This window comes from Chondromyces apiculatus DSM 436, assembly GCF_000601485.1.
In the GTDB taxonomy this organism is placed as follows: domain Bacteria; phylum Myxococcota_A; class Polyangia; order Polyangiales; family Polyangiaceae; genus Chondromyces; species Chondromyces apiculatus.
This window is the reverse complement of sequence record NZ_ASRX01000010.1, coordinates 142,877-165,022: the sequence shown is the minus strand read 5'-3', so window position 1 is coordinate 165,022 and position 22,146 is coordinate 142,877. Positions and strand designations below refer to the sequence as shown.

Here is a 22,146-nt window from a genome sequence, read left to right as displayed (position 1 = left end):
AGCGCCTCCGTCAGTGCTCGTGCGCGGCCCCGGATTTGCCCAGCTCCGCCTTGAGAACGAAGCTGTTCTTCCCGGCGTACCGGTCTCCTGCCTCGATGCCGGCGAGCACCTCGACCGTCTTGCCGCCGGTGCCGTCGGCCGACGTCCCCCGCCGCCCAATCCGCACCGGCCGCGCCTCGAACACCGCCCCGCCCTCCGGCGCGTCCCCCTCCTGCACGAACACCACGTCCTTGCCGTCGAGCCGCTGCACCGCCTCGTCCAGCACCGTCACCCGCGCCTCGATCTCGTTCACGCCGATGTCCGCCGTCGCGAAGAGCCCTGGCCTCCACGCCGGCCCCGGGTTCAGCAGCACCACCCGCGCGGTCGACGAGCGCGTCTGCTCATCGGCCACCTGGCTCAGGTAGGTGATCGTCCCCTCCGCCGCCTCCGCGATCCCCTCCGCGCGCACCCGCGCCACCTGCCCCACCCGCACCTGCGCCAGGTCCTTCGCGTACACCGTCACGTTCACCCAGATCGTCGACAGATCCGCGACCGTGAACGCCCGCGTGTCGCCCGTCAGCACCTCGCCCACCGTCGCGTGCCGCTCGATGATCGCCCCGTCGAGCGGCGCCATCAGCGCGTATCCCCCGTCCTTCGAGCGCCCCCCCGATCCCACCGAGAGCTTCTGCAGCGCGCTCCGGTGCTCGATCCGCGCCTCTGCGAGGGCCTGCTTCGCCGCGAGGAACTCCTTCTCGCTCGTCACCTTCTCCTGCCAGAGCGCCTCCTGCCGCTTGAAGCTCGTCTCCGCCAGTTCCAGCCGCTCCCGCGCCGTCAGCGCCTCCCGCTGTAGATCGGCCAGCTCCCGGCTGTCGAGCACCGCCAGGACCTCCCCCTTCTTCACCACGTCGCCGAGGTTCCGCTTCACCTCGCGCACCACCCCTGCCACCCGCGGCGTCACGTGCGCCACCCTGTCCGCGTTCAGCGCCACCTCGCCGGGCAAGGTCACCGTCACCGCGACCCGCCCTGGCCCTGCAGCGACCACCTCGACCCCCGCGTTCGCCACCATCGCCGGCTTGAGCACCACCCTCCCCTCCCCGTGCTCCTCCTCGCCGTGCCCGTGCTCGTCTTTCCCGTGCCCGTGCTCATCTTTCCCGTGCTCGTCTTTCCCGTGCTCGTCTTTCCCGTGCTCGTGCCCGTGCTCGTCCTCGCTGTGCCCTCCGTGCGCTGGCTCCCCGTGCACCGCGTGCTCCACCAGCACCGTCACCCCGGCCGTCACCGCCGCGATCCCCAGCACCCCCAGAACCAGCAGCGCGATCTTCCCCCGCGTCAGTTCCACCCTCGGCGCGCTGCTCATCGCGGCACCCTCCCCGACAGCACCAGGAGCTCGATCTTCGCGTTCGCGTGCGCATGCTCCGCCGCGAGCAGCGCGAGCTGCGCATCGAGCGCTTCCCGCCGCACCAGCAGCGCGCTGTAGGTGTCGCTCTCCCCGAGCTCGAAGGAGCGCTGCGCCAGCGCCGACGCCCGCTTCGCCAGCTCCGCCGTCGCCCCCAGCGCCTCGAGCGCCGCCCGCGTCGAGGTGTACCGCGCGTGGAGCTGCCGGATCTGCCCCGCTGCCCCTGTCCGCGCCACCGCGAGCCGTGCGTCGGCCACCTCCACCTCGGCCCGCGCCGCCGCCACCGCCGCCCGGTTCGCGTTCAGGAGCGGCAGCGGCGCCGACACCCCCACCATCCCGATGTGCGCCCCCTCGTCCAGCTCGTACTGCGCCGAGACGCTGAGCGACGACCACTTCGCGGCCTCCTCCCGCCCCACCCGCGCCCGCGCCGACACCGCCTGCGCCTGTGCTGCCCGCACGTCCGTGCGCGCCTCCGCCTCCCGCAGCAGCACCGCGAGTGCCGGGGGATCGTTCTCCGGCAGGAGCTGCCCCGACACCGTGGGCGCCTCGTCCGCGATGCCGAGCAGCGCCACCAGCACCGCCAGATCCGCGTCCCGCGCTCCTTCCGCCGTCACGGCGGCCGCCGCCTCTCGTGACGCTTGCAGCGTCGCCAGCGCCGCGTCCGTCTCCCGGATCTCACCGGCAGCGCGCCGCCGCTCCACCGTGGTGAGCAGCCCCTGCGCCAGCTCCCGACGCATGCGCGCGAGGCCGAGTTCCCGCTCGTCCCGCAGCACCTGCGCGTGCTGCAGGAGCACCGCCAGGAGCATCTTCCGCCCCGTATCGGCCCCGAGCGCCTCCGCCGCCTTGAGCGCACCTCCGGCCGCATCCACCCGTGCCGCGCGCTGCCCGCCCAGATCGAACGGGAACGACAGGCTCGCCGCGGCTGCGACGGGCACCCGTCCATCCGCGTTCACCCGCAGCCCTCCCGCCGCGGACAGCACCGGGTTGCTCAGCGAGAACACCCCCGCCGCCTCCCGCTCCGCCCGCGCCACGCCCACCTCCGCGCTCGCCGTCCGCACCGTGGGCGCGAGGCGCGACAGCGCGACCACCCGCGCCCGCGTCAGCACCTCCGCCGCGGCGACCGCCTCCGGCACGAGCAGCACCCACGCGACCAGCGCCGCCCGCACCCACGCGGCCCAGCGGCTGGTGAGCCCGATCCCCCCGGACGACCCCACAGCTCCCTTGCGTGCTCTGTGCACCTGTCCCTCGCCTGCCTGCCAGCGCCTGCCTGCCGGTGCCCCGCCGGTCCCGGCAAGCTCCACCCGCACCGGAGACCGGCACCCGACGAAACCCGAGGACCAGGCACACCCGGGAGCAGACATACACAGCCCCACAGCAACACCGGAGCCGAGCATGCCCAGCTTCCGCGCGGGCACCCTTGGTTACTACAACACTTTCACAACTGTTACATCGTTCGCCGGCAGGTGTCCACAGCAGCCCGCACGCCCCTATCCCCTGATCCGCACGTCCCATCCCTCCGTCTCCGCTCCACCTTTTGTAGACCTCGCGCCCCCTCCCCATGAGCCCCGAGGCAGAGCGGCTCTGTTCAAAGGAGAGGCAGCACACAGATCGGTCGCCTCCCAAGGACGAGACCTCGCGTCCCCGAGGACACGACGCCGAGGCCCTGAGCGCCGTTCATGGAGGCAGACACATGTAGGGAAGAGGAGGTAGCGACGCTGGCGGAGGCGTCCGTCGCGACCTCTTCGCCCCACGTACACCCTCGTGGCCGCGTGCTGCTCTTTCCTCGTCGGGCACCGCCTTCGTCACGCGCAGTTCCCCGGTGCTCAAACGATCCCTGAGCGAGCTGCCTCACCTCCCAGCACGCACGTCGAGCGTTTTGGAGGCACTCGAAAGCCTGCGGGCTGCGGTGTCAGCGGCTCCAAACAGTCACCCCGCTGTCACCGCCGTCCGGTACGCTGGAAACGATGACACCACCACGCAGGCACACGCCGCCGCATCCCATGCCGCGGCTCACGTTCGGCCTCGTACCCGCCACCGACGACGCCCGCACCCGGCTGCACCTCGCCGACTTTTGCACGCTGCTCGGAGACCTCGTCGGCACGGTGATCGCGCCTCACCGCGCGCCTTCGCCGAGCGCCCTCGCCTCGGCCGTCGCCGCGGGCAGGGTGCACCTCGCCTGGCTCTCGCCGACCCTGATGGTCACGAACCCCGGCCTGGCCTCGGTCGTGCCCCTCGTCAGCTCGGTCCGCGCCGGCGCGTCGCTCTACCACGCCTCCCTCTTCGTCGACGAGGCGTCGCCCTACACCTCCCTCGAGCAGCTCGCGGGGACGCGCGCCGCCTGGGTCGCCCCGAGCAGCGCCAGCGGCTACCTCTTCACGCGCGCCGCGCTGCGCCGCCGCGGCCTCGACCCGCGCCGGCTCTTCTCCTCCGAGGTCTTCCACGACACCCACGGCCGCGTCGCCGAAGCGGTGCTGCACGGCCGGGCCGACGTGGGCGCGACCTACGCGGTCTACGAGGCGTCGGACCCGCTCCGTCCGCTGGTCAGCGCCGGCTTCCTGGGCGTCGCCCCCGGCCGCAAGGCCCGCGTCCTCGACACCGCCGGCCCCATCCCCGCCGATCTCATCGCCGGTCTCTCCACGGTGCCCATCTTCGCCCGCTCCGCGCTCACCGTCGCCCTGCAGCGCATCGCCGATCACTCCTCCGCCAGCGAGCCCCTCCGCTCTCTCTTCGGCGTGGAGCGCTTCGCCCCCTTCGCCGCCGCCGACGCCCGCGCCCTGCGCACCCTCGTCGACCTCGGCCGCGACCCGTCTCCCTCCGCGTTCTCGCTCTGAATCTCCACGAGGGGCCTCGGTTTCCCCCTAGAGTGTCGTTCCCCAGGTTGGTTGGACCAAGGAGCGCACCATGCCCGCAGAGCAGTGCGATGTGATCGTCATCGGCGCCGGCCTCTCCGGCATGTGCGCCGCGCGCAAGCTCACCCAGCAAGGCCGCAGCGTCATCGTCCTTGAAGCGCAGTCGCGCACGGGCGGCAGGGCGCGCCACGAGGTCGTCGCGCTCGACAGCGGCGAGCACACCTTCGATCTCGGCGCCGCCTACCTCGGCACGAACCAGCTCGCCCTCATCCAGCTCTGCCGCGAGCTCGGCCTCCGCATCGACTTCGACGACCCCACCTCCGACGTCATCCCCGTGCGCGCCGAGGGCAGCGCCGTCTACTACCTCAACGGCGAGCGCACCCTCGCGTCCACCGAGGCGGCCCTCCCCTGGTCCGCCTTCAACCCCCTCTCCCTCTTCGGCATCTGGCGCATGCAGTTCCGCCTGGAGCGCTTCATCCAGGTGATGAGGAACCACGTCCACGACCCGTGGAACGCCCCCAACGCCGAGCGCTGGGACGACTGGTCGGTCGAGGACTTCCTGAAGAGCGACGTGTTCTTCACCCGCCTCGACGAGGACATGCTCCGCGTCGGGGTGCGCGCCGTCTGGTCCGTCGAGCCCGCCGAGATGTCGTTCCTCTACTTCCTCTGGTACGCCGCCACCGCCGGCAGCCTCGACACCCTCCTCGACAACCAGGGCAAGGACGCGGCGCAGGGCTTCTTCTTCCGGTACGGCGTGCACGACGTCTGCCAGCGCCTCGCCGCGCAGCTCGGCCCCGTCGTGCGCCTCGACCACCCGGTGATGCGCATCGCCCAGCACGACACCGGCGTCACCGTCACCACCCGCGCCGGCGCCGAGTTCCAGGCCCGCCGCGCCATCGTCGCCACGAGCCCCGCGGTCTCCTCCCGTATCGACTACGACCCCCCGCTCCCCCCCGACCGCATCCACCTCGCCCAGCGCTCCCCGCTCGGACGCACCATCAAGTGCTACGCGGTCTACGACGAGCCCTTCTGGTACCCCCGCTACTCCGGCCTCTCCATCGGCAACACCACCCCGCTCATCTGGACCATGGACTGCACGGTGCCCCCTCACCCTGCCTCCCTCATGGCCTTCGTCGTCGGCGATCACGCCGACGCCCTCGGCGGCCAGAGCGACGCCGAGGTGCAGCGCGCCGTCTGCGCCGCCCTCGTCGACACCTTCCAGGACGAGCGCTTCCGCACCCCGCGCCACTTCCTCTACAAGAACTGGAGCGCCGACCCCTGGTCCTGGGGCGGCCCCACCGGCGTCGCTCCCCCCGGCGCCCTCACCGCCTTCGGCCGCGCCCTCCGCCGCCCCTTCAACCGCATCCACTGGGCAGGCGCCGAGGCCGCCACCGCCTGGGTGGGCTACCTCGACGGCGCCGTGAGCGCCGGCTACGCCGCCGCCGATCAGGCCCTCACCGCGGGGCTTTAGGGGACGCGCGTCCCCTCGCCCCTCCGAGCAGGGACCTCAACCCGCCGAGGGCAGCTCCTGCAACCGACGCGCGAGGTACGCCCGCTCCTGCGCATTCGTCGCCAGCGCGAGCGCCGCGGCGTAAGCGTCCCTCGCCTCGTCCCAGCGTCCGACGCGGCGGAACAGATCCGCGCGCGCCGCCGGCAAGAGGTGGTAGCGCGCGAGCTCCGGGCGGAGCGCGAGCCTGTCGAGCCAGACCAGCCCTCGCTCCACCCCGTCCGCCATCGCCACGGCCACCGCCGCGTTGAGCTCCACCACCGGCGAGCGCTGCACCCGCAGGAGCGCGCAGTAGAGCGCCGCGATCTGCCGCCAGTCCGTCGCCTCCGGCGTCGCGGCCTGCGCGTGCAGCGCCGCGATCGCCGCCTGGATCTGGTAAGGCGCCGCCGCCAAGGCCGGCACCACGCCTCCCCGCGACGCCGCCCGCGTTGCTGACATGACCTGCCCCGCCGACGCTGCCTGCCCCGCCGACGCTGCCTGCCCCGCCGACACAGCCTGTCCCGCCGATGCTGCCCGCGCAGCGCCCCTCCGCAGCTCCATCGCCCGATCGAGGAGCGCGAGCCCCTCCGCGATGGCCGCCCGATCCCACCGCTTCCGATCCTGCTCCTCCAGCGTCACCAGCCCCCCGTCCGGCCCTGTCCGCGCCTCGCGCCGCCCGTCGTGCAGGAGCATCAACGCCGCGAGCCCCAGCACCTCTGGCTCCTCCGGGAGCAGCTCCACGAGGAGCCGCCCGAGCGACACCGCCTCCGCCGCGAGATCCCCGCGCACCAGCCCCTCCCCGGACGTCGCCACGTACCCCTCGTTGAACACCAGGTACACCACCGCGAGGACCCCCTCGATCCTCCCTGGCAGCGCCTCCGGTGCAGGCACCGCGTACGGGATCCGCGCCTCCCGGATCTTGCGCTTCGCACGCACGAGCCGCTGCGCCGTCGTCGCTTCGCTCTCCAGAAACGCCCGCGCGATCTCCCCCGTCGACAGCCCCGACAGCGTCCGCAGCGCGAGCGTCACCTGCGCCTCCCGCGACAGCGCCGGGTGGCAGCACGTGAAGATCAACCGCAGCCGATCGTCGGGCAGGTGCAGCGCATCGAGAAGCTCCTCGATGCCTTGCGCCTCCGGCGCCGCCACCTCCGGCAGCTCCTGGGCGACGAGCGGCCCGGCCCCCTCCCGCCGCACCAGGTTGTGCAGCCGGTTCTGCGCCGTGGTGGTGAGCCAGGCGGCTGGGCGCTCCGGCACGCCCTCCGTGGGCCACACCGCGAGCGCCTGCGCGAACGCATCCTGCAGCGCGTCCTGCGCGAGGTCGAAGTCCCCCCCGCACCGCCGGATCAGGCTCGCGAGGACCCGCCCCCCCTCCTGCCGGAACACCCGCTCGATCGTTGCTTTGGGTCGCACGTCACCCACGGAGCGCACGCCCCCCGGCGCGCATCGCCCGCGACCCTACCACGCGAGAGGCCCGGGCTGCCGCGCCACGGCGCGACGACCCAGACCCCTGCGTCGTTCACGGGACCGCCGCGCCACAGCGCGACGATCCCGCTGCGCCCTCGCTCAGCCCGAGAAGTCCATCACCGGCCGCACCTCGATGGATCCGATCGCCGCGCTCGGGCACTTCGCCGCCCACTTCAGCGCCGCCTCCAGGTCGGGAACCTCGACGATGTAGTAGCCGCCGAGCTGCTCCTTCGTCTCGGCGAACGGTCCATCGGTCGTCAGCGTTTTTCCCTCCCGGACGCGCACCGTGGTCGCCGTGGAGACCGGCTTCAACGCGTCCCCTCCGCGAAGCACGCCTGCCTTCGTCATCTCCTCCGTGTACGCCCTGTACTCCCCGAAGAGCTGCTGCGACTGCGCCTCCGGCATGCTCGCCCACACGGACTCGTCGTCATAGATGAGGATCATGTACTGCATCGGTGCATCGTCTCCTGGTTCCCAGCGCCCCACTGGCGCCGTCCCCTTCACGACAAACGAGAAGACCCCGGATCGACACACCCTCGATCCTTTTTTTCTGCTGCCGGCGAGACCTGTGTCCTTGACGACCCTTGCGGTATCCGTGCCTCGGTTACCATCCGTCACTGCGCCGCGGTGCCCGCGCCGCCTCACCGCGCCGCCTGCACCACCTCGCTCTTCGGGCCGAGCCCCTCGGTCACTTCGCGCAAGAACGCCTCGCACAGGGTCCGCGCCTCCTCGCAGTGCGCCGGCACCTCCGCCGTCGCCCGCGTCATCACCTCCAAGGCCTGCTCCCTGCCGTACCGCGCCAGGAGCCGGTACGCGAGCGCGCGCCCAGGCGCCGTGCCGATCACGCTCACCGTCGGGGCCGACCACGCAAACCCAGGGCTCCGTCGCCCCATCGTGGCGAGGTCAGTCAACGGAGTGCGCGTGAGCCAGAGCCGCACCGCATCCAGGTACTCCCCCTCGCTGACGCCCTGCACCCCACCCAGCATGTCCGTGAGCGTGACCCGACGCGCGTCGAGATGGACGTTCCGTACCTGCGGCCACGCCATGAGCCGCGACGGCGGCGGTTGCCCCCGGAAGCTCGCCCGCCCCGTCCACCACGAGACCGTGGTGTCGGTCCGCACGCACTCCAGGACCCGCGCAAACGTGGCATGCCGCGAGAGCGCCGCCTCCACCGTGCGCGGCGGGGGAATCCGCTCGCACAGCGCGACCACGCTGCCGAGGAGCCGGCGGTAACGTCCGCGGGTGAGCATGCCCCCCAGCTCATGGTTGGTGACCTGGAAGAGGTCGTTCAGCGCCGCACACAGCGCCCAGTCATACGAGGAGAGCTCTGGCAGGGTGTCCACCGGGGCGATGAGCCGGGCAATCCGCACCCGCGCCACGTCCACCTGCGAGCGAAGATCCGAGTCCACGATGGTCCGCCCAGCCCCCACGCTGAGCCCCAGCTCCACCCCGAGCGGCCTCACCGGCCGGATCGTTCCCCCCAGCACCAGCGGCGCCAGCACCCCGGCCGTCAGCTCCTCGAACCTCTCGGACACATACGCCAGACTGGCCATGGTACTGCGTACCCTCAATCAGGGGCCTCGCGGCCCCTACGCTCCCTTTGGTCGCTACCCTCTTTCTTGCAGAGTACAGCGCCGAGGACCAGGGACGAAGCTGCGAAGCGCATCGGAGGCCGGAGAGAGGCTGGCGCCGCTTCACAGGTAGCGCGTCCATCCCTCCGGATGGGCCGCTTTGTACCGGCCGTAGGCGACGCACGCCGGGTACACCGCCACCACGAACAGCAAGGTCGACAGGTACGTCGCCCCGAGCCCCGCCTTGCGCGACATCCCCAGCGCCCACGCCGCGAGGTGCAGCGCATGCACGTGGAGCACGTAGAAGAAGAGCGCCGTCTGCCCCAGCACCGCGAGCGGCCGCATCCACCGCGGCTCGCCCACGCGCCGCGCCAGCACGAAGAAGCCCGAGAGCGCGAGCGCCATCACCCCGAGCTCCAGGAGGAGGTACGAGAGGCTCGGCGGGTACTTGCTCACATGGAGCCAGTGCGCGAGCGAGCCATCGTCGCGCAGGAGCCGCATGTTGCCGTAGCCGTTCAGCCCCCGCACCACCGCGAACCCCGCGAGCGCCAGGGTGCCGGCTACCGCGAGCAACCGCGCCGGCCGTACTCCCCTCCCCGCCTCTTCCTTCTTGCCCAGCACCCGGCCGAACGCCCACCCCAGCATCATCACCGACAGCCACGGCAGCAGCGCGTAGGCGATGACCAGGGGCGGGAACCTCCCTCCGGTGATCAGCAGCGCTCCCGGCAACGTCGGCTGCCCACCGCCCAGCAGCAGCGAGAGGCCGGCCAGCGCCTCGCCGCCCAGCATCAGCGCCGCCGAGAGGCCCACGAGCCACGGCGTGGTCAGCCTGCGCAGCGCGGCCATGCACACCAGGCCCGCGCCGATGGCGTAGAGCACCTGGAAGAGGACCACGCCGGGCCGGGCGAAGATCCACGACATCCACACCACGTCGAGGAGGGCGATGAAGAGGCCGCGAGAGACGATGAAGCGGTCGACCTTCCCCGGGGCCTCTCCCTTCGCGAGCCGGCGCTCGACGCTGAGCGCGAGCACCGCGCCCGCGAGGAAGATGAAGGTCGGGGCGCAGAGGTGGGTCACCCAGCGGGTGAGGAACTGGTCGAGCGGGAGCGCCGCCCCCACCTTCCAGGACGCCACCGAGTCCGAGGAGATCTTTCCCGCGTTGAAGGCGCCCGAGGCGTGGTCGACGGTCATCAGCACCATCACCAGGCCGCGCATCCAGTCGAGGGGGACAAGGCGCGACATGCTGGCGACGCGGGCGGCGACGCTGGCCGACGGAGGCACGACCGACACCTGGGGCGGAGACCCCTCGGGCAGCGGTGACGAGGACACAGGGGAGGCAGCACCCATGGAGCGCCACGCTACAGGCGCATCCACCGGAGTGTCATGCCGCCGCTGCACGACGAGCTGGCCTTTTGCACCCGCCCCTGCCGGCTCAGCGCGCCTTCCATGCAGCTTCGGCCCCCGAACCTGAGGGATGGCCACGGCGCTTCCACTCTTCTAAGGTCGTGGCCACATCCTCCTGGGCCCTCCCATGCTGAAGCGCATCTACGCCGACAACTACAAGTGTCTCGTCAACTTCGAGTTCCACCCCCGGAGCGTCAACCTGCTGGTCGGCGGCAACGGCTCAGGCAAGAGCTGCGTCTTCCAGGTGCTCGAAGCGGTTCAGGACATCGTGGTGTTCGGTGAGGCCGTCGAGGAAAGGATCCCTGCTGCCAGCCTGACGAGGTGGGATTCACGCGACACCCAGCGCTTCGAGATCGACGTCGAGATCGACGAGGGGATGTACAGGTACGTGCTGGAGGTGGAGCAGAACAGAAAGATCAGCACGGCGTCGATTCAGCGCGAGCATGTCGACTTCAACGGGACGACACTGTTCAAGTACGAGGCGCGCCAGGTCCATCTCTACAATGACCAGGGCAAGCTCGGCACGAGCTTCCCTGCGGATCCCAGGCGCTCCTTCCTGGGCATTCTCGATGAGCGGCCTGAGAACCAGCGGCTCATGCGGTTCAAGAACATCATCGCCAGCTTCTGGGTGTTCCGTCTGAACCCGGCACGTATGACCGCCGTCAGCAAGAAGGAGGCTCACTGGCTGGAGCGCGACGGCAGCAACCTGGCCTACTGGTATCGCAACGCCTCGTCCGAAGATCCCGAAGCCATCGGCACGCTCAACCAGGACATGCGTGAGATCTTCGAGGACCTCCAGTCCTTCAGGTTCGTACCCACCGCCGGCTCTGCCAAGGAGCTCGTCGCGACCTTCGCCTCAGGTCAGGGTCAGCAGGGCAAATCCTACAACCTGTCCTTCGATGAGCTCTCCAGCGGTCAGCGCGAGATCTTCGCCCTCTATGCCATCCTCCGCCTCGCGGCACGCCGGGCAAGCGTTCTGTGTTTCGACGAGCCCGACAACTTCATCTCGCTCCGTGAGGTTCAGCCCTGGCTCGGCAAGCTCTCGGAGGTCGTCGAGGAGACCCGGAGCCAGCTCCTCATCATTTCGCATCACCCCGAGGTGATCGACTACCTCGCGCCCGGAGACGCCTTCAAGTTCGAGCGGCCCAGCGGAGACGTGGCCCGAGTGAGGCCGCTGCAGATCGATCTCGACGCTGGGTTGAAGGCTTCCGAAGCGATCGCCCGCGGATGGGATGAGGGGCAGACCTGACGCAGCACCCACGCGAGGACGACGAGCGAATTGCGCTCTGTGTGCCCACCTGGAGCATCGAGACGTGGTTCGCCTGGTTCAGCGGATCCGGTGACGTGGACGAGACAGCCTCCTACAAGCAACGCGCGGGGGCCATCACCCCGAGCGAGGCTGCCAGGAGCTGGTTCGAGAAGCCGCGTGCTGATGAAGGGGTGCATATCCCCTCTCTGCACGACGCGCGGCTGGAGATGCGCCGCCTCTCCCCCTGAAGACCATGGATTTTGTCACCCGCAATCGCCTCTGCCTTGGCCGAGGCGGCCTCGACCGCACCCGGTCCCTCGTTGACGAGAACGTTGGACCTCTCCCGACGACTGCTCGCCCGCGACCCCGCGCAGACGCAAGGCCAGCACGACCTCGCCCTTGCCCTCCTCCGCCAGGGCCAGCTTGCTGAGGCGCCCCCGCCGTCCCTGAGATGCGCTTTCCTGGTGGCGCGAGACATACCTCCCCCGGATTCCCCCCGAAGCGTCGCGTGTAGCTCTGGGGGGACCTGGGGGCGGATCCGCTCATCTCGGTCGATTCCTCTTCATCCGTTGAATTCGAGAACAGATCTGAGATGGCACCAATGCAGTAAGCCCTTAACCCATACGCTCCCTCCAGTGCCTTGACTTGATCGGTGAATCACTGAGAACGATCTGCATCTGTGAGGACCATCAAGCTCCTGCTCACGTCTGCGGGGCTCCTCGTCACGGCAGGCTGTTCCCAGGGGGAAGGGCACACCGACGCGTGCGAGGGGCCCTGCTGCGACGAGGCCTGTGATCCGTGCGCGAACGGCGCGTGCGACGACGACCTCGCGCTCGGCTGGGAACCACCTGTGCTCCTCTGGTGGGGCAGCAGCGCGGAGGAGGCGCCAGCATGCCCGGTGGAGGCACCGCAGGTGTTCTTCGAGGGCTTCAGCGGGCTCTCCACGAGGCAGAGCTGTCCGTCGTGCGCGTGCGGCCCGTCGGCGTGCGAGATGCCTCGGGTCGAGGCGTACAACGAGAACATGTGCAACGTGTACGAGGTGCCCGATCCGGAGATCATCCCCTTTCCGCTACCGGAGCACTGGGACGGGACGTGCGCGACGGCCGATCCGGTCATCGCGGCGGGCACGTACATGTCCGTTCACTTCTCGCGTACCGTTGCCACGCCATGCGCTGCGATCACCGGTCCAGAGCCGATGATCGCGGAGCACTCCTGGGAGACCCGCGGGCGCGCCTGTCATGCGCCGGGAGACGCCCGCCACGGAGGGCCGGTGGCCGAAGGGTTCGCGGCGTGCGTCTGGCGCCCGGAAGAGGATGCTCCAGCGTGCCCGGAGGCGTATCCGGAGCGGCATGCGTTCTCCGGGGGGGTCGAGGGCGCGCTCGGCTGCACGCCCTGCGCCTGCGGTGAGCCGCTCGGCGCGAAGTGCCAGGCCCTCGTGAGGGTGCACATCGCGCAGGGCTGCGCGGGCGATGCGCCAGGCATGCTGACAACCCTGGAGCACCCACAGTGCACGGGCTGGTCCGGGCCGAGCCCCATCACGCTCGGGAGCTTGAGAGCAACATGGCAGGTCAACGAGCCGGGTACCTGCACGGCCACCGGGGGCCAGGCGGTGGGCGCGCTGTCCGAGCGCGAAGCCATGACCTTCTGCTGTGCACGGCCAGGGTAGGTCCGTGAGGGCTGAGAGGATGGACAGCCTTGCCCAGGTGAGGGCTGGGCCATTTTGCATTGTGAACCCGTCACGCTCTTTTCCTCACGGAGAACAAATCCGAGAACAAATCCGAGATGGCACCAATGCAGCAGAACATCGGTGCATACACACCCTCCAGTGCCTTGACTTGATCGGTGAATCACTGAAAACGATCTGCACCTGTGATGACCATCAAGCTCCTGCTCACGTTCGCGGGGCTCCTCGTCACGGCAGGCTGCTCTCAGGGGGAAGGGCACACCGACGCGTGCGAGGGCCCCTGCTGCGACGAGGCCTGTGATCCGTGCGCGAACGGCGCGTGCGACGACGACGACCTCGCGCTCGGCTGGGAACCACCTGTGCTCCTCTGGTGGGGTAGCAGCGCGGAAGAGGCGCCAGCATGCCCGGTGGAGGCACCGCAGGTGTTCTTCGAGGGCTTCAGTGGGCTCTCCACGAGGCAGAGCTGTCCCTCGTGCGCGTGCGGCCCGTCAGCGTGCGAGATGCCTCGGGTCGAGGTCTACAACGAGAACATGTGCAACGTGTACGAGGTGCCCGATCCGGAGATCTTCTCCTTCCCGGTGCCAGAGGACTGGGACGGGACGTGCGTGACGCACCCGCCGATCGAGGCGGGGACGTACATGTCGATCCACTTCTCGCGCACCGTGGCGACCCCCTGCGCGCCCATCGCGGGCCCGGAGGCGGTGGTCGCGGAGCACGCCTGGGAGATGCAGGCGCGGGCCTGCCATGCGCCTGCGGCACCCGGGACCTCGGGGCGCCCCGGGAGAGGGATGCCCGTACCGGAGGGGTTCGAGAAGTGCGTGTCGCGCCCGGAAGCGGAGGCTCCCGAGTGTCCAGCGGCCTACCCGGAGCGGCGCGCGTTCTTCACGGGAACCGAGGGCGCACTCGGATGCGCGCCTTGCGCCTGCGGGGAGCCGCTCGGCGCGAACTGTCGGGCGCGCATCTACTGGCACTCGGAGCCGGAGTGCGCGGACCAGGGAATGCTGATGACAACCGGCCTGGATCACGAGCCTTGCCTCGGCTGGTCCGGGCCGAGCTGGGTGGACTTCACCAGCCTGCGGGGGACGTGGAAGAACAACGAGCCAGGCATCTGTACGGCCACGGGAGGTCAACCCACGGGGGAGCTTTCGGGGCGCGATCCCATGACCTTCTGCTGTGCGCCAGCCAGGTAGGGCGACGAGATCTGGTAAGCTGCCCCCCGTCGATGCTCTCCCCGTCCTCCAGAACGTGGCGAATCATGGGCTCCGGCGCGCTCCTCGCAGCGCTGTTCGTGGTCTCGTGCAGCACTGGACGCATCGATCTCTACACGTGCAGTGATCCCTGCTTGACCTGCGAGCGTCCCTGCGAGGGGTGCAACGGTGGGACGTGCGTGCCGGTGCCTGCCCTCGGCTGGCAAGGGCCCGTGCTGCTGTGGACGGGGACCGCAGACGCGGTGGCGCCAGCGTGCCCGGAGCAGGCGCCGGCGATGGTGTACGAAGGTCACGACGGCTTCAGGCACACGGGTGGGTGCCCTCCCTGCCTGTGCACGGGGGCAGCGTGTCAGGTGCCGAGCACCGTGGTGGTGCGCGAGGACGCGGCGTGCACGGGAGAAGAGCCGGGCCCGGACGATCACGCGCTCGCGCTGCCGCAGGGCTGGAATGGCGCGTGCGCGCCGGCAACGTCCATCCCTGGTGCGACGGGCTCGCTGGTCACGACGAGCACGAGCGTCGGCGCGTGCACGCCCCAGGTGGGCCCGGTGCCCGCCTCCGGCCCGTTCGCATGGGCGTTCTTCGCGCGCGCGTGCACCCGCGTGGGGGAGGCGGTGGCTTGCGAAGATGGAGGCCAGCAGTGCGCGCCAGAAGCCGAGGGCTTCCGGCACTGCGTCTTCAAGGATCGTGACGAGCCGGTATGCCCCGCGGGCTACCCGGAGCGGCGGGTGTTCTTCGGCGACGTGGACGGGGAGCTGGGCTGCACGGCGTGCACGTGCGGGCCTCCCGAGGGTGGGGTGTGCGATGCGCGGTTGACCGCCTTCTCCGACGAGGCATGCACCGACGAGCTCGCGAATGCTTCGGCCAGCCTCACGGAGGTCGCCTGCGCCGAGAACGTGGCCCCCGACGCGCTCGGGGGAATCGCGGTGACGTGGGAGGTCGAGACGGAAGGCACCTGCGAGCCCGGCGGGGGCCAGCCGACGGGCAAGATCACGCCCGCGCTCCCGTCGACCTTCTGCTGCGCGCCCTGAGTCCTCAGGCACGGGCGAGCGCGCCCGGAACAGGAGCAAGCGTCCCCGGAAGAAGCGGTTCCTGAGCAGGCGCGGGGGCGGGTATCGTCGCGGGATGCGCCATGGCTGCTGGGTGAGGGGCATCCGCCGGGGGGGGTTCTTGGCTGCGTCGCTGCGGGTCGCGGTTGCTGTGGGCGCTGGAGGTGCGGCGCTCACGGGGCTCGCAGGGCTCGCGGGGCTCGCGGGGCTCGCAGGGCTCGCGGGCTGCGCGGGCGAGGAGAAGGTGGCGCCGCTCGGGGAGACGGCGGAGCTCCGGTCGGGGGAGATCACGGTGCGGGTGGAGACGGGGGGGCGCACGGTGACGCTCTCGCGGGGGGACGCCACGCTGCTCCGGTTCGAGGCCGACGGGCTGGAGCTGGGGACCATGGCCACCGTCGACGACGAGACGAACTACGATCCGTACCGGATCTACGTGCCCAACGCGCTCTACACGCCGCAGGAGATCACCTGGCGGCAGGTGCAGGCGATGGCGGTGAAGGGCGAGGAGGAGGGGTCGCTCACGCTGGGGCTCTCGTACGGCGAGGGGATCGAGGCCACGCTGGTGGTGGAGGCGTCGCATGCGGGGGCGGTGAAGGCGCGGTGGTCGCTCGCGGGAGAGGCGCAGCCGCAGGGCGGGCCGCAGGTGGCGTACTACCGGCTGCGGGCGCACGCCGACGCGACCGAGGGGTTCTACGGGCTCGGGGAGTACTTCGACGCGGTGAGCCACCGGGGCAAGGTTCGGGCGATGCAGCTCGAGCTGCAGGCGGATCTGGAGAGCAGCTACAACGAGGCGCACGTGCCGGTGCCGCTGCTGATCGGGACGCGGGGGTGGGGGCTGTTCGTGGAGTCGGCGCTGCCCGGCGCGTTCGCGGTGGCGACGGAGGCGGACGAGGTGGTGGAGGCGGCCTTCGGGACGGGGATGTTCTCGGGCGAAGGGCTGACGTTTCATCTGTTCGGCGAGGCACACCCGCTCGATGTGACGCGCCACTACTACGAGGTGACTGGGTACCCGAAGCTGCCGGCGCGGTGGGCGCTCGGGCCGTGGATCTGGCGGGATGAGCACGACGATCAGGCGCAGGTGGTGTCCGACCTGGAGACGATCCGGGACCTGGATCTGGCGACGACGGGGTACTGGATCGACAGGCCCTACGCGACGGCGGAGGGGACGTTCGACTTCGAGGCGGCGCGGTTCCCGGACCCGGAGGCGATGATCGCGCACGCGCACGCGCTGGGGATGCGGATGGCGCTGTGGCACGTGCCCTACCTGGACGAGGAGAGCCCGGCCACGGCGGCGCTGCAGGCGGAGGCGGAGGCAGGCGGGTTCTGGCCGGAGGTGGTGGGGATCTGGCTGAACGACTGGGGGCGGCCCATCGACCTGTCGAAGCCGGAGGCGATGGCGTGGTGGCAGGCGCTGATCCGGCGCTACACGGAGATGGGGATCGAGGGGTTCAAGCTCGACTACGCGGAGGACATCGTGCCGGGGCTGAACACGGCGCGGAACCGGTGGGAGTTCGCCGACGGGAGCGACGAGCGGACGATGAAGAACCTGTACCAGCGGCTCTACCACCAGGCGTACGCGGAGACGCTGCCGGAGGACGGGGGGTTTCTGCTGTGCCGGTCGGGGATGTACGGGGATCAGGTGAACGGGCCGATCCTCTGGCCCGGCGATCTGGACGCGACGTTCAGCCTGCACGGGGAGCCGATCGGGGAGGACGGCGACGGGGCGGTGGGAGGGCTGCCGGCGTCGGTGGTGGCGGGGCTGTCGCTCGGTCCGTCGGGGTTCCCGTTCTACGGGGCCGACACGGGTGGCTACCGGCACTCGCCGCCCGACAAGGAGACGTTCACGCGCTGGTTCGAGCAGACGGCGCTGTCGACGGTGATGCAGGTGGGGACGAGCACGAACAACGTGGCCTGGGAGTTCAGCGCCGAGACGGGCTTCGACGCGGAGATGCTCGGCTGGTACCGGGAGTACACGCGGCTGCACCTGCGGCTGTTCCCGTACCTGTGGTCGTATGCGACGCGGCTCGCGGAGGACGGGCGCCCCATCCAGCGGGCGCTGGGTCTGGCGCACCCGGAGCTGGGGGAGCACCCGAGCGATACGTACCTGCTCGGCGACGCGCTGCTCGTGGCGCCGGTGGTGACGCGGGGCGCCCGGGAGCGGGAGGTGCTGCTGCCCGCAGGGCGCTGGATCGGGTGGTGGGACGGCGCGGTGCACGAGGGCGGGAAGAGGATCACGGTGGACGCGCCGCTCGGGGTGCTGCCGCTGTTCCTGCGCGAGGGGGGGATGGTGCCGATGCTGCGGCCGACGATCGATACGCTGGCGCCGACCAGCGATCCGGCGCGGGTGGACAGCTACGCGACGACGGCGGGCTTGCTGTACGCGCGGGTCGGGGCGGTGGCGAAGGACGCGACGGAGGAGGAGCGGAGGCTGGAGACGTTCACGCTGTTCGATGGAGGGGAGATCGGGCGGGCGCGGGGCGAGGGAGGGATGTCGGTGGCGTGGAAGCCAGGGGCAGAGCTGAAGGAAGGCGCGGTGCTGGAGGTGGTGGCGGTGGGCGCAGCGCCAGGCGCGGTGACGCGGGAGGGGGTGGCGCTGGACGAGGTGGCCAACGAGGCAGCGCTGGAGGGGGTGGCGGAGGGGTGGACCTACGTGGACCGGATGGGGGGGACGGTGGTGGTGAAGGTGGCGGCGGAGAGCGTGGTGGAGATCGAGGGGATGTGAGCGAGATGCGGCGGCGGGCACATGGGGTAAAGGAGTGGGCGTGACAGAGAACGAAGAGGCGCGATGTCCGGTTTTGTTCACTGAGGGCGCGAGCAAGGAACTCGCAGAGCTTGCACCGGCGGAAGCGTCCAAGGTCCGCGAATGGCTCGACGCGTTCTCGCGCAGTCCGAGGCGGAGAGAACTACACCGTGTGCCTCATCCTGGTACGCCGGTGTATCAGGGCAAGGTCGGGCGACACCGCGTGCTCCTCAGCCAGCCTTGGGACGTCAACATGATCGTAGTCTTGACGGTCAGAGCTGACGCCACGATCCCTGACGAGGACGAGATCAAGGCTTTGCTTCCGCCTTCACCCGATGACATGTCCTCGTCGCCGCCGAAGTCGGTGCTTGGATATCTTTCTGAGGTCGAAATCGAGAATCTCCGCTCCATTGTCTCCCTCCGCTGGACCGCAACCAGAGGTCCAGGATGGCATGTGATCCTCGGCGACAACGGCGCCGGCAAGAGTTCGTTCCTACGCTGTATCGCGCTGCTCCTCCTAATACCGGACGAACGTTCTGCTCTCCGGATTGACATGAAAAGCTGGATGCGCTGGGAAGCGGACCGGATGGCGCTTCGTGTTTCGGTAGCAGTCGCTCTACCGCGTAAAAACGGTCTACTTCCAACGGAGGCGGCGGAAGAAGATTGGAGCGAAGAGGAGTCCTCTTTGGTTCTCTCGGGCAACCTGCCTTCCAGATCCACAGGACGGAGTCGAATGCTCAGCGGCGTTTTCAGTGCCGGCTTCGGGCCTTTCCGGCGATTCACTGGAGGAGATCCAGAGTTTGAGCGTTCGTATAACGCCTACCCGCTTGTCGCTCGCCACAGCTCTCTCTTCGATGAGCGGGTGTCGATGACGGAGAGCCTCGTCTGGCTGAAAGAGCTTCAACGTAAGTCTCAAAAACAGCCTGACATCGCTAAACTCCTCGACCAGCTGATCACGTTCGTCAACCAGGAGGGCTTCCTCCCCAATGATGTCCAGCTCTCGAAGATCACTGAGGACGGAGTGTCGTTTGTCGATGCAAGCGGTGCAGAGATCCCCATTAGCGAGCTGAGTGATGGTTACCGTTCCGTCCTCAGCTTGACCTTGGAGTTGATCCGCCAGCTCGCGTCCCACTTCGGGGCAGGTAAGGTCTTTGATGCCAAGGCCGAGACCATCGTGTGCCCTGGACTTGTGCTCATCGACGAGGTCGACGCTCACCTGCACCCGAGCTGGCAGCGACGCATCGGGTTCTGGCTCCGCGAGCACTTTCCCTGGATCCAGTTCATCGTCACCACCCACAGCGTCCTCGTCTGCCAAGCAGCGGAGAAGGGATCCATCTTCCGGCTACCACAGCCCGGAACGGATGAAGAAGGCCGGATGGTCCGAGGCGTGGAGCTGGATCGGTTGCTGTACGGCGATCTGGTCGAGGCCTACGACACGGAAGCCATGGGCAGCATCGGCCGGTCTGAGAAGGCTTTCGACCTGCTGCGCCGGCTTGCAAACCTGAACCGGAAGGAGATCGAGGAGGGGCTCAACGGCGAGGAGCTTGCCGAGCAGACACGTCTGCGCGGGATCTTCCCGGCCGCCCACGAGGCGTCGTGATCCGCATTGGCGAGAGTGACCTGCCGCGCCAGGTGGCAGATATGCTCAAAACGAAGCAGGCCGCCCTCGATGAGATCACGGTTTACGAGCAGCGGGTCACGAAGGCGAAGACGGCATGGAAAAACCGGGACCACGATCGCTTCGCGCCTGTCCGTGAGGTTCTTCGGAACATGTGCGCCGGAAATAGTCGGTGCATGTACTGCGAGGACTCAGCCGCGGACGAGATCGAACATGTGCGGCCGAAGAGCCTCTACCCAGAGTAGACTTTCGTCTGGGAAAACTATCTGTTCGCGTGCGGTCGGTGCAACGGGGCGAAGAAAGATCAATTCGGAGTGCTCTCCGCAACGAGACGGCAGTTCGTGGATGTGACCCGCGGCCGCCGAGCGGCTGTCGTGCCACCGGAAGCAGGGCGGATGCTGCTGATCGATCCTCGCCGTGAGGACCCGCTGCGGTTTCTGCAGCTCGATCTGGTCTGGCCGTTCTGGTTCCACCCAAGAGCACAACGAAACTGCCTCGCGTTCGCGCGGGCCGCCTATACCATCGAGGTGCTCAAGCTGAACCATCGCGATACCCTCCTGAACGCACGAGAATCTGCTTACAGAAGCTACCGTGCGCATCTGACGGAGTACCTTGAAGCCCGTGATAAACGAGCTGCAACCGATCACCTCCAGCAGCTTGTTGATGCCTTCCAGAGGATGAACCAGCGCACGGTGTGGCACGAGATGCAGCGGCAGCAGGGCCAGATTGCCGAGCTACGTGCGCTGTTCGAGCGCGCTCCAGAGGCGCTCTCCTGGTGACCCGAAGAACCCCGGCGGCGCGGCTCAGCGGGTGAGGCGGCCCGGGTCGTCGGCGTCGGCGTTCGGGGAGGGCAAGGCGGGGGGGTCGGGGTCGCCGGCGAGGTCGCGGAGGGGGCGGATGCCGACGGAGGTGAGGACGACCTCGGGGAGGTCGGTGGCGAGGGCGGTGGTGAGGCCGGTGGAGTGGGCAGCGATGGGGGTCCACGCCTGGGCTTCGAGGAGGGCGTTTTCGAGGGAGACGAAGGCTTCCTGGGGGACGCCGACGGCGCGGCCGGTGCGGGCGATGAAGAGGACCTGGCCCGAGGGGGAGCCGAGGGCGCGGTGGAGGACGGCAGGGGCGACGGCAGGGACGGCGTCGTAGCCGGCAGGGATGTACAGGCCGGGGTGGATCTCGCGGAAGAACTCGCCGACAGGGATGTCTTCGATGCCGGTAGGGTTGCGGAGGAAGGCGCCCTCGGCGGTGAAGGCGACGCGGACCTTGCGCAGGGTGTCGGGGCCGAGGGCGTAGGCGATGCGCCGGAGCAAGGGCATGTGCTCGGTGCGGATCCAGGAGGCGGTGATGGCGCGCCAGGGCTCGGTGCTGGGGAGGAGGCGGAGCGCGAGGGAGACGGCGTCGGGCTGCACGGCGTCGGCGCTGGAGGGGGCGAGGCGGGCGTCGTCCTTGCGCAGCTCGACGCGGGCGAAGGCGGCGACGTCGCCGAAGGCAGGGAGGCGCGCGATGTCGAGGGGCTCGGCGCGGCCGCGGAAGAGGACGAGGCCGGCGTCGCTGAAGACAGGGCAGGCGCGGAGGTTGACAGGGTGGCGGTGGCCCATCTCGACGGCGGCGCCAGGCGCGGCGGGGACGAAGTAGCCAAGGCCGGGGGTGCTGGAGAGGAGCGGCACCATGCGCTCGGGGACGGTGTTGAGGCGGAAGAGGTAGCGGCGGACGGGGGCGTCGTCGAAGCTCGACTGGGGGGGCCACTCGACGAGGCCGACCTCGGCGTCGACGGCGCTGCGGACGAAGTAGTGGATGAGGGCCGGGCCGAGGCCGTACTCGGCGAGGATCCAGCGCGGTCCAGGCTCGCGGCCGGCGGTGGGATCGAGGTGGGGCTGGAGGCGCAGGAGGAGCGCGCGGAGGTCGACTTTGCGCTCGACCTCGTAGGTCTGGGAGAAGGTCGTGTGGTAGAGGGCGAGGGCGGCGTCGCCAGGGACGATCTGGGGGATGTCGTAGCCGAAGGGGGCGCCCGCGTCGCGGTACTGGACGTAGTGGCGGCTGGTGCCGGTGAAGGTGTAGCCGCCGGCGAGGCGCGCGACCTCGGCGACGCGGTCGAGGCGGTCGCTGCTCTCGGCGGCGCAGGTGAAGGCGACCTCGCGGGCGCCGAGCTTGGATCGGACGACCTCCACGACGAGCGAGCGGAGGATGTCGGAGAGGGAGCTCTGGCGGGTGTAGAGGGCGAGGAAGGCGACGAGCCGGTCGAGGGACGGCAGGAGCACGAGACCCTTGGCGCCGAGGGCGACGCCCTTGGCGTCGAGGCCGAGGCCGGGGGTGCGGAGCCGGGTCTGGTGGACTGCGACGCGGTCGAGCATCAGGAGGGCAGGTCGTCGAGCCGGGGGGCGTGAGCAGGCCCGGGCAGCGGCATCCTAGTACAGGGTCCGGGGTCGTGACCTGCTCTTTCTGAGAGCGGCAAATCCTGGCG

The 22,146-nt window shown here is 69.9% G+C and carries 18 protein-coding genes; 11 read left to right on the top strand and 7 right to left on the bottom strand.

The annotated features are described in order from the left end of the window. Window positions 1–10: 10 nt before the first annotated feature. Both CAP_RS07440 and CAP_RS07435 read right to left on the bottom strand, forming a co-directional pair. Window positions 11–1,333 (bottom strand): efflux RND transporter periplasmic adaptor subunit, encoded by a 1,323-nt coding sequence (locus CAP_RS07440; protein WP_052374412.1) that lies wholly within the window; start codon window positions 1,331–1,333, stop codon window positions 11–13. Further along, window positions 1,330–2,610, bottom strand: coding sequence for a TolC family protein (locus tag CAP_RS07435; RefSeq protein WP_269324147.1), 1,281 nt, complete (start codon window positions 2,608–2,610; stop codon window positions 1,330–1,332). Before CAP_RS07435 ends, CAP_RS07440 begins: the two co-directional genes overlap by 4 nt. 762 nt (window positions 2,611–3,372) lie before the next feature. On the opposite strand from CAP_RS07435, the gene CAP_RS43935 reads away from it, so the two are divergent. After that, entirely contained in the window at window positions 3,373–4,203 is an 831-nt protein-coding gene (locus tag CAP_RS43935; RefSeq protein ID WP_052374410.1) for a phosphate/phosphite/phosphonate ABC transporter substrate-binding protein, read from the top strand. A gap of 70 nt (window positions 4,204–4,273) precedes the next feature. After that, complete coding sequence (locus tag CAP_RS07425; protein WP_044237763.1) at window positions 4,274–5,692, top strand: flavin monoamine oxidase family protein; 1,419 nt, start codon at window positions 4,274–4,276, stop codon at window positions 5,690–5,692. Between the two features lie 36 nt (window positions 5,693–5,728). Here the strand turns inward: CAP_RS07425 and CAP_RS54875 are convergent, their stop codons facing one another. The 4 genes from CAP_RS54875 to CAP_RS07405 all read right to left on the bottom strand — a co-directional run bounded on the left by CAP_RS54875 (window position 5,729) and on the right by CAP_RS07405 (window position 10,089). Then, window positions 5,729–7,117, bottom strand: coding sequence for an RNA polymerase sigma factor (locus CAP_RS54875; protein ID WP_044237968.1), 1,389 nt, complete (start codon window positions 7,115–7,117; stop codon window positions 5,729–5,731). Window positions 7,118–7,270: 153 nt separating this feature from the next. Beyond that, complete coding sequence (locus CAP_RS07415; protein WP_044237761.1) at window positions 7,271–7,624, bottom strand: YciI family protein; 354 nt, start codon at window positions 7,622–7,624, stop codon at window positions 7,271–7,273. Window positions 7,625–7,812: 188 nt separating this feature from the next. Next, window positions 7,813–8,724, bottom strand: a complete 912-nt coding sequence (locus CAP_RS07410; RefSeq protein WP_044237758.1) for a hypothetical protein — start codon at window positions 8,722–8,724, stop codon at window positions 7,813–7,815. A 141-nt stretch (window positions 8,725–8,865) separates the two neighbouring features. Then, on the bottom strand, window positions 8,866–10,089 hold the full coding sequence (locus CAP_RS07405) for an acetyltransferase domain-containing protein (RefSeq protein ID WP_081864655.1): 1,224 nt from the start codon (window positions 10,087–10,089) through the stop codon (window positions 8,866–8,868). 184 nt (window positions 10,090–10,273) lie between these two features. Here CAP_RS07405 and CAP_RS07400 point away from each other — a divergent pair, with 184 nt between their 5' ends. The 9 genes from CAP_RS07400 to CAP_RS47695 all read left to right on the top strand — a co-directional run bounded on the left by CAP_RS07400 (window position 10,274) and on the right by CAP_RS47695 (window position 20,470). After that, window positions 10,274–11,395 carry an AAA family ATPase gene (locus CAP_RS07400; RefSeq protein ID WP_044237756.1) on the top strand — a complete coding sequence of 374 codons (1,122 nt, stop codon included), beginning with the start codon at window positions 10,274–10,276 and terminating at the stop codon, window positions 11,393–11,395. A gap of 41 nt (window positions 11,396–11,436) precedes the next feature. Beyond that, window positions 11,437–11,643 carry a hypothetical protein gene (locus tag CAP_RS07395; protein ID WP_044237753.1) on the top strand — a complete coding sequence of 69 codons (207 nt, stop codon included), beginning with the start codon at window positions 11,437–11,439 and terminating at the stop codon, window positions 11,641–11,643. Between the two features lie 431 nt (window positions 11,644–12,074). Continuing rightward, a complete protein-coding gene (locus CAP_RS07390) occupies window positions 12,075–13,061 on the top strand; it encodes a hypothetical protein (protein ID WP_044237751.1) in 987 nt (328 codons plus the stop codon). Window positions 13,062–13,267: 206 nt separating this feature from the next. Next, window positions 13,268–14,269: a hypothetical protein gene (locus tag CAP_RS07385; protein ID WP_044237749.1), complete on the top strand. Its 1,002-nt coding sequence runs from the start codon at window positions 13,268–13,270 to the stop codon at window positions 14,267–14,269. Window positions 14,270–14,334: 65 nt separating this feature from the next. Further along, the gene (locus CAP_RS07380) at window positions 14,335–15,315 is read left to right on the top strand and encodes a hypothetical protein (protein WP_052374405.1); all 981 of its coding nucleotides are present in this window, start codon (window positions 14,335–14,337) and stop codon (window positions 15,313–15,315) included. A 94-nt stretch (window positions 15,316–15,409) separates the two neighbouring features. Next, complete coding sequence (locus CAP_RS07375; protein WP_197041056.1) at window positions 15,410–18,055, top strand: TIM-barrel domain-containing protein; 2,646 nt, start codon at window positions 15,410–15,412, stop codon at window positions 18,053–18,055. Between the two features lie 40 nt (window positions 18,056–18,095). Beyond that, entirely contained in the window at window positions 18,096–19,673 is a 1,578-nt protein-coding gene (locus CAP_RS07370) for an ATP-binding protein (protein ID WP_231511194.1), read from the top strand. Beyond that, window positions 19,670–19,936, top strand: coding sequence for an HNH endonuclease family protein (locus tag CAP_RS47700; RefSeq protein WP_052374401.1), 267 nt, complete (start codon window positions 19,670–19,672; stop codon window positions 19,934–19,936). The genes CAP_RS07370 and CAP_RS47700 overlap by 4 nt, the downstream gene beginning before the upstream one ends. A 150-nt stretch (window positions 19,937–20,086) precedes the next feature. After that, window positions 20,087–20,470 carry a hypothetical protein gene (locus tag CAP_RS47695; protein WP_052374400.1) on the top strand — a complete coding sequence of 128 codons (384 nt, stop codon included), beginning with the start codon at window positions 20,087–20,089 and terminating at the stop codon, window positions 20,468–20,470. A 24-nt stretch (window positions 20,471–20,494) separates the two neighbouring features. On the opposite strand, the gene CAP_RS07360 is transcribed toward CAP_RS47695, so the two are convergent. After that, window positions 20,495–22,036 (bottom strand): hypothetical protein, encoded by a 1,542-nt coding sequence (locus CAP_RS07360; RefSeq protein WP_044237744.1) that lies wholly within the window; start codon window positions 22,034–22,036, stop codon window positions 20,495–20,497. Between the last annotated feature and the right edge of the window lie 110 nt (window positions 22,037–22,146).